The 15,245-nt window shown below is 65.3% G+C and carries 10 protein-coding genes; 4 read left to right on the top strand and 6 right to left on the bottom strand.

Features of this window, described 5'->3' with window-relative positions; genetic code table 11:
* Positions 1 to 3 precede the first annotated feature (3 nt).
* Positions 4 to 1,893, bottom strand: a complete 1,890-nt coding sequence (locus ACUCV3_RS09075; protein WP_482240578.1) for a gamma-glutamyltransferase family protein — start codon at positions 1,891 to 1,893, stop codon at positions 4 to 6.
* A 529-nt stretch (positions 1,894 to 2,422) separates the two neighbouring features.
* On the opposite strand from ACUCV3_RS09075, the gene ACUCV3_RS09070 reads away from it, so the two are divergent.
* Together ACUCV3_RS09070 and ACUCV3_RS09065 are read left to right on the top strand one after the other, a co-directional pair.
* Positions 2,423 to 5,482, top strand: a complete 3,060-nt coding sequence (locus tag ACUCV3_RS09070) for a TonB-dependent receptor domain-containing protein (protein WP_482240583.1) — start codon at positions 2,423 to 2,425, stop codon at positions 5,480 to 5,482.
* A gap of 80 nt (positions 5,483 to 5,562) precedes the next feature.
* The gene (locus tag ACUCV3_RS09065) at positions 5,563 to 7,428 is read left to right on the top strand and encodes a gamma-glutamyltransferase (protein WP_482240577.1); all 1,866 of its coding nucleotides are present in this window, start codon (positions 5,563 to 5,565) and stop codon (positions 7,426 to 7,428) included.
* A gap of 52 nt (positions 7,429 to 7,480) precedes the next feature.
* Here the strand turns inward: ACUCV3_RS09065 and ACUCV3_RS09060 are convergent, their stop codons facing one another.
* From ACUCV3_RS09060 to ACUCV3_RS09045, 4 genes are all read right to left on the bottom strand, one after another.
* Positions 7,481 to 8,926 (bottom strand): amino acid permease, encoded by a 1,446-nt coding sequence (locus ACUCV3_RS09060; RefSeq protein WP_048936519.1) that lies wholly within the window; start codon positions 8,924 to 8,926, stop codon positions 7,481 to 7,483.
* Positions 8,927 to 8,977: 51 nt separating this feature from the next.
* Positions 8,978 to 9,628, bottom strand: coding sequence for a GntR family transcriptional regulator (locus ACUCV3_RS09055; RefSeq protein WP_279730749.1), 651 nt, complete (start codon positions 9,626 to 9,628; stop codon positions 8,978 to 8,980).
* An 85-nt stretch (positions 9,629 to 9,713) separates the two neighbouring features.
* Complete coding sequence (locus tag ACUCV3_RS09050) at positions 9,714 to 10,721, bottom strand: 4-hydroxyproline epimerase (RefSeq protein WP_048936521.1); 1,008 nt, start codon at positions 10,719 to 10,721, stop codon at positions 9,714 to 9,716.
* Complete coding sequence (locus tag ACUCV3_RS09045) at positions 10,721 to 11,635, bottom strand: dihydrodipicolinate synthase family protein (RefSeq protein WP_122928039.1); 915 nt, start codon at positions 11,633 to 11,635, stop codon at positions 10,721 to 10,723. The genes ACUCV3_RS09050 and ACUCV3_RS09045 overlap by 1 nt, the downstream gene beginning before the upstream one ends.
* A 69-nt stretch (positions 11,636 to 11,704) precedes the next feature.
* On the opposite strand from ACUCV3_RS09045, the gene ACUCV3_RS09040 reads away from it, so the two are divergent.
* Positions 11,705 to 12,955, top strand: coding sequence for an NAD(P)/FAD-dependent oxidoreductase (locus ACUCV3_RS09040; RefSeq protein ID WP_170978337.1), 1,251 nt, complete (start codon positions 11,705 to 11,707; stop codon positions 12,953 to 12,955).
* Positions 12,956 to 12,958: 3 nt separating this feature from the next.
* A complete protein-coding gene (locus tag ACUCV3_RS09035; RefSeq protein WP_482240576.1) occupies positions 12,959 to 14,161 on the top strand; it encodes a M24 family metallopeptidase in 1,203 nt (400 codons plus the stop codon).
* Positions 14,162 to 14,176: 15 nt separating this feature from the next.
* Here ACUCV3_RS09035 and ACUCV3_RS09030 read toward each other — a convergent pair whose 3' ends face one another.
* Positions 14,177 to 15,193 carry an Ldh family oxidoreductase gene (locus ACUCV3_RS09030; protein WP_482240575.1) on the bottom strand — a complete coding sequence of 339 codons (1,017 nt, stop codon included), beginning with the start codon at positions 15,191 to 15,193 and terminating at the stop codon, positions 14,177 to 14,179.
* Positions 15,194 to 15,245: the final 52 nt, after the last annotated feature.

Raw genomic sequence — 15,245 nt, 5'->3', positions numbered from 1 at the left:
CCCTTACCAACCAAATATATAGCGTTCGCGGCGCACATCCGCGCCACCGCGCAGCGTGCCGCTGCCTGGCACCACGCCGGTAGCGACGATGCCGGTCGACACCGCGAACGGCCCCAGCACGTCCAGCTTGTGACCGCGCGCGGTCAGATCGTCGCGCACCGCCTGGGGTACGCGATCCTCGATTTCCAGCACGCCCGGCTCATCCTTCTTGATGCCGAAGGAGCCGTGGAAATGATTGGAATTGATCCGCGGTGCCTCGATCGCCGCCTGAAGCGGCTGGTTGAAGGCCAGTACCCGCAGCAGCACATTCATGATCTGCTGATCCTGATTGTCGCCGCCCGGCGTCCCGATCGCCAGATAGGGCTGGCCGTCCTTGAGCACCATCGAGGGCGACAGGGTCGTGCGCGGCCGCTTGCCCGGCACCAGGACGTTGGGGCTTTCCGGATCAAGATCGAACATGGTCAGGCGGTTGCTCATCGGCACGCCGGTATCGCCCGCAATATAGGCGCCGCCCAGCATCCAGCCGGAACTGGGCGTGCAGGAAAAGAGGTTGCCGTCCTTGTCCACCACTTCGATCGCGGTCGTGTCGGCGGTCGGCTTGGGCGGGGCTTTCAGCATGTGCGGCGTGAATTGCGGCGTGGTCCGCGCCCTGCCCTCGAATGCCCAGGGATTGCCGAAGCGATGCTCCAGCGAGGCACGCGGGCCGATCTGCCGGGCCCGCTGCGCCGCATAGTCCTTCGACAACAGCCCCTTCATCGGCACTGTGGCGAAATCGGGGTCGCCAAAATACATGTTGCGATCATCGAAGGCGAGCTTGATAGCCTCGGCAACGGTGTGGAGATAGGGCGCCGAGCCCGGCTCCATCGTCGCGATCCCGGCCGCCTCGGCAATGTTGAGCGCCATCAGCATGGCCGGCCCCTGGCTCCAGAAACCCGCCTTGCAGACCTGATAGCCAAAGACGCTGGTCATCGCCGGCGCCTCGACCTTGCCCTTGTACTTGGCGAGATCCTCATAGCGCATCAGGCCGCCGTCCCGCTCCATCGCGGCGCCGATCCGGCGGGCGATGTCGCCCTTGTAGAAGGCATCGCGCCCGGCCTGGATCGCCGCCTTGCGATCGCCGTTCTTCTTGAACGCTGCGGCATCGGCATCGGCAATGATCCGCATCGTGCGGGCGAGGTTGGGCTGGCGGAAAATCTCCCCGGTCCTGGGCAATTGGCCACCGGGATAATAGGCGTCGTAGGCGTCCTTATATTTGGACGTCGCCTTCTGCTGGCTGACGAACACTTCGGCCAGGAAATTATACATGACGAAGCCGTCGGCCAGTTCGATCGCCGGCTGCATCACCTGGTGCAGCCCCATCGTACCGTTGAGCTGCAGCGCGAGCGCCATCGCATCGACCATCGCCGGCACGGTGCCGCCATTGGGGCCATTGCCCGGAATGACGCCGGCATCGGCGAACTTGTCGGGCGTGGCCAGGCCCGGCGCGACGCCCTGACCGCTGATCAGCGACACCTTCTTCGTCTTGCCGTCATAGATGATGGTCGGCGCTTCACCGCCAAAACCGAAATGCGAAATCTCGGTCACGGCCGCAGCGAAGACCGCCGCCACGCCCGCATCGGTCGCATTGCCGCCGGCCAGCAGGATGCGCGTCCCCGCCGCCACGGCATAATGGCGCCCTGCCGCGACGATGCCGAACTGGCCGACGATCTCCGGCCGCAGCGTTTCGCCTGCACTAACCAACCTGGTTGGCTCGATCGCTGCCTTGCCGGACTTTGCGGGCGCATTGCCCGCCTGGGCGGAGGCTGGCCCGGCGCCCGCGACCAAGGCCGCACCGGCCATGGCCGACGCCGCGAACTCCCGCCGGGTCACCCCCTGCTTTGCGTTATCGCTCATCGATGGAATCCCCTGTTTTCGGCCTGTCCGGCATCACCCGAGGGAAGGCGTTTGCCAGCCGATACGCACAACAACGAGCCAACCCGGTTTTTCCGCTATATACCGGTAAATCCGATTTTATTTCAAAAATATTTCGAAACATATGGCGGAAATTTCATGCCCATCAGTTTTAGCGCAATGAACGCGCACAATGGTGGGTGTTGTGCCCGGAAAAAGCCTTGCCGTCGTGAGGGCGACAGCAGCAACGATTTCCCACGCAAGGGATGATGCCGGAACTCCAGTTTTTCGGGAGGGCCTGCAAATGCACTATCTGAACGGTCATCAATAAACATGGGTCGCTGCACGCGTCGTGCGGCGCCGACATTTGCCGACCTCCCCAATCTCTGAACCGGAAAGGCACCTTTGCCTAACGGCGCGAAGCTTCAGGCTTCATCACAGGGGAACAATAATGACGAAAGAAAGAGGAAAGACGCTTTTCGCCTTAACCACCGCCCTAACCAGTGCCAGTCTCTGGGCGTTGACGGCCGACATGGCCCAGGCCCAGTCCAGCACAGAAGCCGCCCCGCAGGCCGGTGAACCGGCCGCTGCGGAAATCGTCGTCATCGGTTCCCAGATCAAGGGCGCCAATACCACCGGCGCGCTGCCGGTCAGCCTGGTCGGCGAAGAGCAGATCGAAGCCGTGGCCGCCGTTTCGGGTGCCGATCTCTATCGCTCCATCCCGCAACTGGGCGGCGTCACCTTCAACGAACAGGTGCTGGGCGGCGGCAACGCCAATGCCGCGCGTGGCGACGTATCGACCGTTTCGCTGCGTGGCCTGGGCCAGGGCAATACGCTGCTGCTGATCAACGGCCGCCGCACCGTGCTGCACCCGACATCGCAGGCGATCACCGGCGTGGTCGATTCCGGCGTCCCGACCTTCGGCTACAACGCCAACACCATTCCCGTCGGCAATATCGAGCGCGTCGAAGTTCTGCGTGACGGCGCGGCGGCGCTCTATGGCTCTGACGCGGTCGCCGGCGTCGTCAACAATGTGCTCCAGTCCGATTACAAGGGCGCCAAGTTCGACGTCCAATATGGCGGCGCGGAAGGCACCAATCTGCGCGAATTTGCCGCCAATGGCCTGGTCGGCTTCGACTTCAACGAAGGCCGCGGCAATATCTCGATCTTCGGCGGCTATGCGCAGAAATCGAAACTCTATCTCAGCGACCAGGACTATACCGCCAGCGTCGACCGGCGCGGCTATGTCGCCGGCACCTCTTTCGCCAATGTGGCGGCCTGGAACGGCACCAGCACCAGCACGCCCTGGGGCACCTTCCGCGTCGTCCGCGCCGGCGGCGGCGCCAATTTCCTCAACCAGACGCTCACCAGCAACGGCACTGCCTTCACCAACAGTTCGGGCCAGTTCCACATCCAGCCCAGCACCAATGCCGGTTGTCGCATCGCGTCGGGCACGCCGGACACCTGCTATGATGACGGCAATGGCGCGACGGAAATGTCGGGCGCGGATTCCAACCTGCGCTTCAATTCGCCGGCGACCTTCGACGACCTGACCGCCCAGCCTTCGGTCAAGCGCATCAATATCTTCTCCTACATCAACTATGAACTGTCGGACGCCCTGTCCTTCTTCGGCGAGGTCGGCTTCTATCGCGGCAAGACCAGTTCGACGATCGGCGCGCCCGGCTCGCTCGCCAACATCCCGATCACCGTGGCGGCCAATGCCTATTGGAACCCGCTCGGCCCGGTCGGATCGCCCAACCGCCTGCCCGGCCTCGATCTTTCGGTGGTCCCGGCCGAGGGCCTGCCGGTGCAGATCACCTCGCTCAGCTATGTCGATGTGGGATCACGCAAGGTCGACGTGACCAATTACCAATATCGTTTCCTGGGCGGCCTGCGCGGCAGTATCGGCGACTTCGACTGGGAATCGGCCGGCCTCTACACCTGGGCCACGGCCAAGGACACGCAGGAGAATTTCTCCAACACGCTGCTGCAACAGGCGATCAACAAGACCACGCCCGACGCCTATAATCCGTTCAACGGCGGCTGCGTCGACACGCCCTCGATCGGCGACTGCACGCCCAACAGCCAGTCCACGATCGACAGCTTCATGATCGAGGCGACCCGCAAGACCCGCACCTCGCTGGCCTTGTGGGATTTCAAGGTGTCGAACGCCAATCTGCTGGGCCTGTGGGCCGACAACAGCATCGGCGTCGCGGCCGGCATCGAATGGCGGCGCGAGACCTATCATGACAATCGCTCCACCTATCAGGGCGGCATTGCCGGGGTCGATACCACCTATACCGACGCGGTCACCGGGGTTTTCTATGGCTCCGACCTTGGCGGTGCCAGCCCCAGCCCGGACGTGCGCGGCAAGCGCAATGTGAAGTCCGCCTATGCCGAACTCGCCATCCCGATCTTCAGCCCGGAAATGGAAATCCCCATGTTCCGTCGCCTGAATTTCCAGGTCGCGGGCCGTTACGAGGATTATAGCGACGTCGGTTCGGTGGCGAAGCCCAAGATTGCGGGATCGTGGGAATTGCTGGAGGGCATGATGCTGCGCGGCTCCTGGTCGCAGGGCTTCCGTGCGCCGAACCTGGAGGTCATCAACACCTCCACGCTCGACCGCGTCAATGGCGGCTTCGACTATGTGCTGTGCGACGCCGATGTCCGCTCCGGGCGCGCGACCAACTTCTCCAGCGCGGTCTGCAACGTGTCCGTGCTGCGTCGCAGCGGCGGCAACCCGAACCTGAAGCCCGAAGAATCGACCAGCTGGAGCTTCGGCGCCGTGCTGTCGCCGAAACTGGGCGATGGCCTGGGCAAGGTCACCTTCACCGTCGACCGCTGGAAAATCCAGCAGAAGAATGTCGTGGGCCTGCTTGACTATCAGAATGCGCTCAACCTCGACTATCTGCTGCGCACCCAGGGCAGCAGCAACCCCAACGTCATCCGCCGCGATCCGACCGCGGATGATATCGCCCGCGTCGCCGGCACCGGCCTCGCGCCGGTGGGCGAACTGCTCTACGTCGTCGCCAATTTCCAGAATCTGCTGCCGGTCACCGTTCAGGGCATCGACTTCAATCTGGACTATTTCCTGCCCGCGACGTCGGTCGGCACCTTCTCGCTCAACGTGAATGCCTCGCGCCTGATCAGCTATTATGTCGACGCCCCGGCGGGCGTGCAGCAGGTGATCGCGGGACAGGCCGCTGGCGAGATCAATGCCGGCGTGCCGATCCAGGGCGGCGGCGACGTCATCGGCCGCGATGGCCAGCCGCGCTGGCGGCTTTCGGCAACCTTCGACTGGTCGCTCGGCCCGTGGAAGATCGGCGCCTTCACGCAGTATATCGACAGCGTCTATGAAAATGGCGTGCGCGATGCGTCCGCCAATCCCTGGACGGTGAAGGGCCAGACGACGGTCAATCTCTATGGCCAATATACGTTCAAGAATGACGGCCCATTGAACGGCACCACCGTTCAGATCGGCGCGCGCAACATCTTCGACAAGGATCCGCCGCTGGCATCGGGCGGCTATCTGTCGAACCTCTACCAGCCGCAGGCGCGCTACTGGTACACCAGCCTGAAGAAGGTCTTCTAAAGGCTTGCAAGACATGGGCACGGCGCGATGCTGCCGTGCCCATTTTTTCCTTTTCCCTTCCCCTGCAAGGTCGCTCCGCCATGTCCGATACGCCCCCATCCTTCCTGGATCGCCGCGAAATGCTGGCCGCCGGCCTTGCCGGCATGGCGCTCACCACCCTGCCCGGCCGCGCTTTGGCCCAATCGGGCGCACGCGCGCCCGACGCGCCCCGCACCGGCAGCGCCAGCGTCGCCGCGCATCGGGTCGAAGTGCCCATGCCGCATGGCGGCGTGACGGCGGGCCATCCGCTGGCGGCCATGGCCGGCACCCGCATGCTGATGCAGGGCGGCACCGCCGCCGATGCCGTGGTCGCGGCGATGGCGGTCATGAACGTGGTCGAACCCTGGGCATCCAGCGCGGGCGGCAACGGCTTTGCCACCTGCCTTGATCGCAAGACCGGCAAGGTCCAGTCACTGGCCTTCACCGGCGGCGCGCCGCGCCTGCTCGATCCCGATGGCGATCCCAAGGCGCTGGACCATGGCGCCAAGGCATTGACCGTTCCCGGCGCCTTTGGCGGCTGGATCGCGCTGGCCCGCCGGTTCGGCAAATTGCCGCTCTCGACCCTGCTTGAACCGGCGATCGGCTATGCCCGCGACGGCCACCCGCTCGATGCCTCCATCGCCATGTTCATCACGCGCGCGCAAAAGACATTGTCGCTCTACCCGACCAGCGCGGCGATCTTCCTGCCCGGTGGCCAGCCGCCCGCCCCGCGATCCATCTTCCGCAATCCCGATCTGGCCCGCAGCTTTCAGGCCCTTGCCGATGCGGAGAGCCAGGCGCTCAAGGGCGGAGCCGATCGGAATCGCGCCTTGCAGGCGGCGCATGACTATTTCTACACCGGCCCGATCGCGCAGGAATTTGCCCGCTTCTCGACACAGACCGGCGGCTGGCTGCGGCTCGATGACCTCAGGGCCTATCAGCCGCGCTGGGACGATCCGGTCACGACCAATTATCGCGGACTGGATGTCTATTGCAGCCCGCTCACCTCGCGCACGGGACTGGAATTGTGCGAACAGCTCAATCTGGTCGAGGGGTTCGACATGGCCGCGCTGCCGGCCGACGATCCGCTCTTCACCCATTATCTGATCGAGGCGATCAAGGTCGCCAAGGCGGATGTCTATAAATATGCCGCCGATCCCAAATTCGCGCAGACGCCGGTCGAAGGACTGCTGTCCAAGCGCTTCGCCGCCGAGCGACGCAAGCTGATCGATGCGGCCCGCGCGGGCCTTTATCCCGAAGGCGGCAATGCCGCCGCCTTCGAGCGGGCCGCGCTGGAACGGGCACGGCAGGATTTCGCGCATCAGGGCGACGATCACACGCGCGGCGGCGATACCACCAGCCTGTCGGCGGTCGATGCCGACGGCAATGCCATCGCGGTCACGACCACCGTCGGCGGCGGCTTCGGCACCTTCCTGGTGATGGGCAATACCGGCATATTGTTCAACAACGGCCTGCGCCTGGGCTCGTCCGCCCCCTACGCCGGCCATCCCAACAAGGTCGCACCGGGCAAGGTCGCCCTGCTCGGCAATGGCCCGACCATCGTCCTCGACAAGGGGCGGCTGAAACTGGTCTTCGGATCGCCTGGCGGCGAGACGATCGGCCAGACCCAGTTCCAGTTCCTGATCAATATCGTCGATCGCGGCCTGCCGATCCAGGCCGCGATCGAAGCACCGCGCTTCGCGCTCGACGCCGATCCCAATTTCTACAAGCCCGGCGCGGCGATCACCGTGCAGGCGGAACGGCGCTTCCCGGACGCCACGATCCAGCGCCTGACCGCAGTGGGGCACAAGGTCGAGCTGGTCGGCCCCTATGCGATCGGCAGCGTGCAGGGCATATTGGCCGATGCGTCGGGCGCCCGCATGGCCGGCGCCGATCCCCGACGCATGGGCTATGCTGTGGGCTATTGAGCAAGCCGGCCAGTCGCGGCGACGCGGCTGACCGGCTTGCGTTACGGTTGTCCTATTCCGGCAAGCCTTCCTCGCTGGCCGCATGGCCGGTGGTGCGCAGCAGGCTGCGACCCCGACTATAGGCAAAATAGAGGGCCAGGCCGACGAGGTTCCACAGGCCGAAACGCAGCAGCGTCTTTTCCGGCAGGCTGATCAGCAGATAGATGCAGCCGATAATCGCCAGCGTACCGACCAGATAGGGCTGTGGGCAGCGGAAGACGCGCGGCATTTCCGGCGCCTTGCGGCGCAGCGCCATCATGCAGCCGGCGACCGCGATGAAGGCGATCAGCGTGCCGGCATTGGCCAGTTCGGCGATCTCGTCGAGGCGGAAGAAGCCGGCAACGGCCGCGACGAAGACACCGGTGATCGCGGTGATGCGGGCGGGCGATCCGGTCTTTTCCGACACCTTGCTGAGCGAACGCGGCAGCAGGCCGTCGCGCGCCATGACGAAAAAGATGCGGCTCTGGCCATACATCATGACCAGGATGACGGAGGGCAGCGCGACCAGCGCAGCGCCCGCCACCAGCCAGGCCGCGACCGGATGCTCCAGCGTGCGCAGCACCAGCGCCAGTGGTTCGGACGAACCGGCCAGCGCCCGATAGTCGAGCGCGCCGATCGCGGCGACCGCGACCGCCATATAGATGAGGGTGCAGACCGCCATCGATCCGACGATGCCGATGGTGAGGTCACGGCCGGGATTACGCGCTTCCTCCGCCGAGGTCGCGACCGCATCGAAACCGTAGAAGGCGAAGAAGACGATCGCCGCCGCCGCCATCACGCCGCGGGTCATGCCATCTTCCACATGGCTGACGAAGCCATAGGGCATGAAGGGCTGGAGATGGTCGGACTGGAAGGCGGGCAGCGCCAGCGCGACGAAGGCGGCGAGCGCGGTCAGCTTGATGACGACCAGAACGATGTTGAGCGTCGCGCTTTCCCGCGTGCCGGCGATCAGCATGCCCGCGATCGCCAGTGCCACAAGCACGGCGGGCAGGTTGACGATGCCGCCGCCATGCGGCCCGGCCAGCAGCATCGGCGGCAGACTGATCCCCGCCTGCTGGATCCAGCCGACCAGATAGCCCGACCAGCCGACCGCCACCGTGCTGCACGCCAGCGAATATTCCAGGATCAGGCTCCATCCCACGACCCAGGCCAGCGTCTCGCCCAGCACCGAATAGGTGTAGGTATAGGCACTGCCTGCGGTCGGGATCAGCGTGGCCAGTTCGGCATAGGCCAGCGCCGCGCAGGCGCACACGGCCCCTGCAATGGCGAAGGCCAGGATCACCGCCGGCCCCGCCCGGTCGGCGCCCACGCCGGTCAGCGTATAGATGCCGGTGCCGACGATCGCCCCGACCCCCAGCGCGATCAGATGCGGCCAGGACAATGTCTTGCGCAACTGCTGATGCTGCGCGTGATGACCGGCGCCGATCGGCTTGATCGGTCCCCAAAATCCAGTGCTCAACCGAAATTTCCTTCCCTGTTCTTATGGACGTTCCGGTTGCTCGGTTATGGTTCAGTCGTCGGCGTCGAGCTGAACCATGAGATCGTCCATGGTTTTGCGGATATGTGCGACCGTGAGTTCGCGGATCAGTTGGCCGTCGCGGGCGAGCCAGGCGTCGAGCATCTCGCGATGTTCGTCATTGGCGCGTTCGTCGCGGCCAAGCGGCTCCAGATGCTTGCGGACATAGCGTTCCGACAGGATATGGAGCCGTTCGAGAATATTGACCGACAGCGGCTGGCTGCTGGGACGCAGCAACGCCATGTGGAAGGCGCGGTTGAACGCCCCCACCCCGTCGCCACCTTCGTCGGTGACCTGATAGAGGGTGGCCAGCGTGTTGATCGCCGCCTGATGCTCCGCCTCGCCCGCCCGTTCGGCGGCCAACGCCATCACATCGGGCTCCAGCTTCAGGCGCAGCGCATAGACTTCGTCCGCCTCCACCCGGTTGAGGCTGCGCACGAAGAAACCGCGATTGGCCTGCGACTTGAGCAGCCCTTCCTGCTCCAGTCGGGCGAGTGCCTCGCGCAGCGGAATCTTGCTGATCCCCAGTTCGGCGGCCAGCGCGTCCTGACGGATCGGCCCGTCGGGCGGCACCCGGCCGGACAATATGCGCTCACGGACAAGATCGACCAGCTGGTCGGACAGGTTTCGGATGACTAGGCTCATGCGGCGAACATAGCACAGAGCGGATGGCGGAATACAACTTCGTATATGATGGACGATCCCTTCCGTCCGCTCTGCAATGCCCGTCTCATACGACCGTGAAGCCGGCCCAGAACGGGTCTTCGCGATCGACCCAGATGGTGTTGAAGCCGGTGGCGATCGCCGATCCTTCGATCGAGGGAATGATCGCCTTCTGGTCCCCGATCATCGTCTCGGCCTCGACCCGACCGATGAAGCGGCTGCAAATATAGCTTTCATGCACGAACCGGTCGCCGACCTTCAGCTTGCCCTTGGCCGCCAGATGCGCCAGCCGCGCCGACGTTCCGGTGCCGCAGGGGCTGCGGTCGATCGCCCGCTCGCCATAGAAGACGGCGTTGCGACCGTCCGCACCCTCGCCCTTGGGCTGGTCGGCCCACAGGACATGGCTCACCCCCTTGATGCTGGGTTCGAGCGGATGGACCGGCTGATATTGCGCGCGCACCAGTTCGCGAATGGTGCGGCTCAGTTCCACGATGCGCGATGCACCGAGGTCGTCGAGGCCGGCATAGGCGCCCTGCGGTTCGACGATCGCGTAATAATTGCCGCCATAGGAGACATCGACGCTGAGCGGACCGAAGCCCGGCACATCGATTGCGATCCCCTCCGCCGCCAGATAGGCGGGGACATTGCGGATCTTGACCGATGTCACGCGCTTGCCGTCGGTCGTGTAATCGATGTCGATGACGCCGGCTGGCACTTCGACCCGCAGCCTGCCCGGCGTCGCCGGCTGGATCAGGCCATTTTCCAGGCCGAACGTCACCATGCCGATGGTGCCATGGCCGCACATCGGCAGGCAGCCGCTGGTCTCGATGAAGAGAATACCGATGTCGGTATCGTCGCGCGTCGGCGGATAGAGAAAGCCGCCCGACATCATGTCATGGCCGCGCGGCTCGAAGCAGAGACTGGTTCGGATCCAGTCGAAGCGGTCGAGAAAGTCCAGGCGGCGTTCCGCCATGGACTTTCCCTTGAGCAGCGGCGCGCCGCCCGCGACCAGACGGACGGGATTGCCCGCCGTATGGCCGTCTATGCAGAAGAAGGTGTGGCGCACCGCGGACATCAGACCGCCGTCAGGCTGGGCTGGGTGGCAGCGCACTGCTCGACCCAGCGGATGACGTCGGCGCGGCGCTGGCCTTCCAGCGGCATGCGCGGCAGGCGAACATGCTCGGTGCCGCGTCCCATGATGCTTTCGGCCAGCTTGATCGACTGGACCAGATCATGATCGGCATCGAGGTGCAGCAGCGGCATGAACCAGCGATAGATGCGCAGTGCTTCTTCCAGATCGCCCCGGTTGATCGCCGCGACCAGCGCCACGGATTCGCGCGGGAAGGCGCTGGTGAGACCGGAAATCCAGCCATGCGCGCCCAGCAACAGGCCCTCGAACGCAACATCGTCCAGGCCCGCCATCAGGATATAGCGGTCGCCAAAGGCGTTGATCAGGTCGGTGAAGCGACGCGGATCGGGCGCGCTTTCCTTGACCGCGACGATGTTGGGCGTGTCGGCGAGGCGGGTGAGCGCGTCGATGCCGATATTCACCCGATAGGCCGGCGGGTTGTTGTAGAGCATGATCGGCAGCGACGTCGCCTTGGCCACCGTCTCGAAATGGGTGCAAAGTTCGCCCACGGTCGGCACATAGACCATGGCAGGCAGCACCATCAGCCCGTCGACGCCCAGCTTTTCGGCGTCCTGCGCGAAGGCAGCGGCACGACGGGTGGTGAATTCGGACACGCCGACCAGGATCGGCACGCGGCCGTCCACGACCTCGACCGCCGCCTGGACGATTGCGCGCTTTTCTTCCGGCTCCAGCGAGTTGTTCTCACCACAGGTGCCGGCGATGATGAGACCGTCGACGCCATCCTTCACCAACGCATCCAGGACAGCCTGGGTAGCGGGGATATCAACGTCCAGATCGGGGGTGAACTGGGTGGTGGCGGCAGGGTAGACACCACGCCACGTCAATTTTGAGGAATTCACATAAGCCTCCGTTGAAACTGAGGATCGTATACGGTATCTAATCGTCAACGCCAAGTGAAAAGAAGTCAATTGACCCAACAAGCGATCATCATCGGCGGCGGCATCGTCGGAACATCCTGCGCTATCCGATTGCAGGAAAAGGGAATTTCAACACTGCTGATCGAACGGGAAAACCCGCTGCGCGGTGCATCCTGGGGCAATGCAGGCCATGTCGCGGTCGAGCAGATCGATCCGCTCGCATCGATGGCAACGGTGAAGAGCTTCCCCCGGCGACTGTTCTGGCGCGGCGGCGCCCTCGGCCTGCCCTGGCGCGACGTCGGCCGCTGGGTGCCCTTTTCACTGCGCCTGTTGAATGCCGCGCGCCCGTCGCGCTTTGCGGCAGGACGCAAGGCGTTGAAAGCCATGCTGGGTCAGGCGATGCCGGCCTGGCATCGGATCGACGCGTTGTGCGCGGGGCCGAGCCGCCTGATTGAGGATGGGCATTTCATCGTCTGGGAAAGCGAGGCGAGCGCGCTGGCCGGGCGCCGTGCCTGGATGGCCGCCGATTGCGGCACGGCGCGCTTCCGCGATGCGACGGCGCGTGAGCTTGCCCTGCTCGAAGCTCTGTTCCCCCATCCGATCATCGGCGCGATTCGCTGCGAGGGCAGTGGCCGCATTGCCGACCCGACCCGGCTGGCGCAGGATCTGAGGGATGCGCTGCTGGCGGCAGGCGGGCGGATCGAGCAGGCGGAGGTTAGCGCGCTTACCACCCGTGATGGACAGGCGCAGGTACAGCTGGCCGACGGCCAGACGCTGGACGCGGACCATATCATCGTCGCGACCGGCGCAGCATCGGATGTCCTGCTACGCCCGATGGGCCACAAGGTGCCGATCATCGCCGAACGCGGCTATCATCTGCAGACGCCAACCGCGCCCAAAGGCTGGCCAATGGACATGCCGCCGGTGGTGTTCGAGGATCGATCGATGATCGTCACCCGGTTCGAGAGTGGGCTCCGCGCGGCGAGCTTCGTCGAATTTTCCAGCCTCTCCGCCCCGCCCGACCCGCGTAAATGGCAGCGGCTGCGCACCCATGCCGCGGCACTGGGCCTACCGATCGAGGTGGATGCCAGGCCCTGGATCGGCGCGCGCCCGACCCTGCCCGATTATCTGCCCGCGATCGGCCGGAGTGACCGGGCGGAAAACCTGCTCTATGCGTTCGGCCACCAGCATCTGGGGCTGACATTGGGACCACTGACCGGGGAAATCATCGCCGCGCTTGCCACCGGCGCACCGCCGCCGGTCGACGCCACGCCCTTTTCGCTCCGCCGCTTTGAAGGATAGATTATGACACAGCAGATCGGCGGCTCCGACGCCGCCACCGAACTGGCCAGCCTCCAGCCCTGGCTCGATCGCGCGCCAGCCATCGCCGCCGCCGAATATCAGGCACGCATTGCCAAGGCTCGCGCCTTGATGGCGCAGGAAGGGCTCGACGCGCTGTTGATCGATGCCGGGACCAGTCTTGCCTATTTCGCTGGCGTGCCCTGGGGCGCAAGCGAGCGACTGGTGGCGATGCTGCTGCCGCTCACCGGCGAGCCGATCCTGATCTGCCCGCGCTTCGAACGCGGATCGCTGGAAGCCGACCTCAAGATCGACGCCGGCGACCTGCGCCTGTGGGAAGAGGATGAAAGCCCGTCCGCCCTCGTCGCCGACGCGCTCAAGACGCTGGGCGTCGCCCGGCTGGGGATCGATCCGGCCATGGCCTTCCTGTTCGTCGAGCGCATTCGTGCCGCCGCGCCGGATGTGACGCTGATCGCCGCCTCGGCCGTGATCGACGGTTGCCGCAGCCGCAAGTCGGCCGCCGAACTGGCGCTGATGCAGCAGGCCAAGTCGATGACGCTGGAGGTGCATCGCCGCGCCGCCCGCATCCTGCGCCCCGGCATCACCGCAACCGAAGTGCGCCGCTTCATCGAGGCCGCAGACAGGGCGCTGGGCGCGTCGGGCAGCAGCTTCTGCATCGTCCAGTTCGGCCGATCGACCGCCTATCCCCACGGCCTGCCGGGCGAGAGCGTGCTGGCCGAAGGCGAGATGGTGCTGATCGATACCGGCTGCACCATCGGCGGCTATCATAGCGACATCACCCGATCCTATGTCTATGGCGAGGCGGACGCGGAGCAGCGGCGCATCTGGGCACTGGAGAAGGAAGCGCAGCAGGCCGCGTTCGACGCGGTCAAGCCCGGCATCCCCTGCGGCGCGATCGACGCGGCAGCGCGGCGCGTGCTGGAGGCGGCAGGCCTTGGCCCCGACTATCGCCTGCCCGGCCTGCCCCATCGCACCGGCCATGGCATCGGCCTGTCGATCCATGAGGCGCCCTATCTGGTGCGCGGCGACATGACCCCGCTGGAGCCGGGCATGTGCTTCTCCAACGAGCCGATGATCGTCGTGCCCGATCGCTTCGGCGTCCGGCTGGAGGATCATTTTTACGTGACCGATACCGGGGCGGCCTGGTTCACCCCGCCCTCGGTCGCGATCGACCAGCCTTTTGCCTGAAATCGCTGGCGGCGCTCAGCTGAGCGCCGCCAGTTCCTCATAGAGCGCGCGGGGAATGCGGCAGCCCTGATCGGGGGTGCGACGACGCGCCGCGAAGCGCCGCTGCGATGGCAGGCGTGCGCCCTGACCGGTAATGCCGTCGAACAGCGCCTCGGCCCGCTGCATATGCTCGGCGGCCGCCGCGCCCAGGAAGCCGGCGGGATCGATGGCGATGATCAGTTCGCCGCCATAGGGCGATGCCTTGGCGCCATCGTCATGCGCCAGCGATTCCGCACTGGTCATATCGCCGATCAGCGGCCCGGCAATCAGTTCGACCATCGCCGACAGAGCCGATCCCTTGTGCCCGCCAAAGGTCAGCAGCGCTCCGGCCAGGCCCGCTTCCGCGTCGGTGGTCGGATGGCCCTGGGCATCGATCGTCCAGCCTTCCGGGATCGGCTTGCCGGCACGGCGATGCAGTTCGATCTCGCCGCGCGCGACCGCGCTGGTGGCGAAATCGAAGACAAAGGGATCGCCGCCGGGACGCGGCCAGCCAAAGGCGATCGGGTTGGTGCCGAACAGCGGCGAGGTGCCGCCGGCCGGCGCGACCCAGGCATGGCTGGGGGTACAGGCGAAGGCGACCAGACCCTGATCGGTCAGCGCCTCAATCTCCGGCCAGAGCGCGGCAAAATGGACGCAGCGATTGATGCCGATGGCGGCGATGCCCATCGTCCGCGCCTTTTCAACCAGCAAAGGCAATCCCGTAGCGAAAGCCAGTTGGGCGAAGCCGCCGGCCGCATCCACGCGCAGCAGCGCGGGCGAAACATGATGCACCACCGGCACGGCATCCGGCACAACCTTGCCGCTGTTCAGCGTATGGACGCAGTTGAGCAGCCGATAGACGCCGTGCGACGCACATTCGTCGCGCTCGCCGGCGATGATCGTCGCGGCGACCGGGCCTACATGCGCCTCCGCCAGACCATGGCGGCGCAGCACCGCATGTGCCAGATCCGCAACCTGTTGCAGCGTCAGCGTAACGCTTTCGTCAGCACTCATGCTGCTATGCCCCATGCCACGGCATTGAAGATAGACATGCATCCTCCGTCTT

It is taken from the genome of Sphingobium sp. VMM (assembly GCF_056790315.1).
Note: the sequence above shows the minus strand (reverse complement) of the source record. Positions and strands in the feature narration are given on the sequence as shown.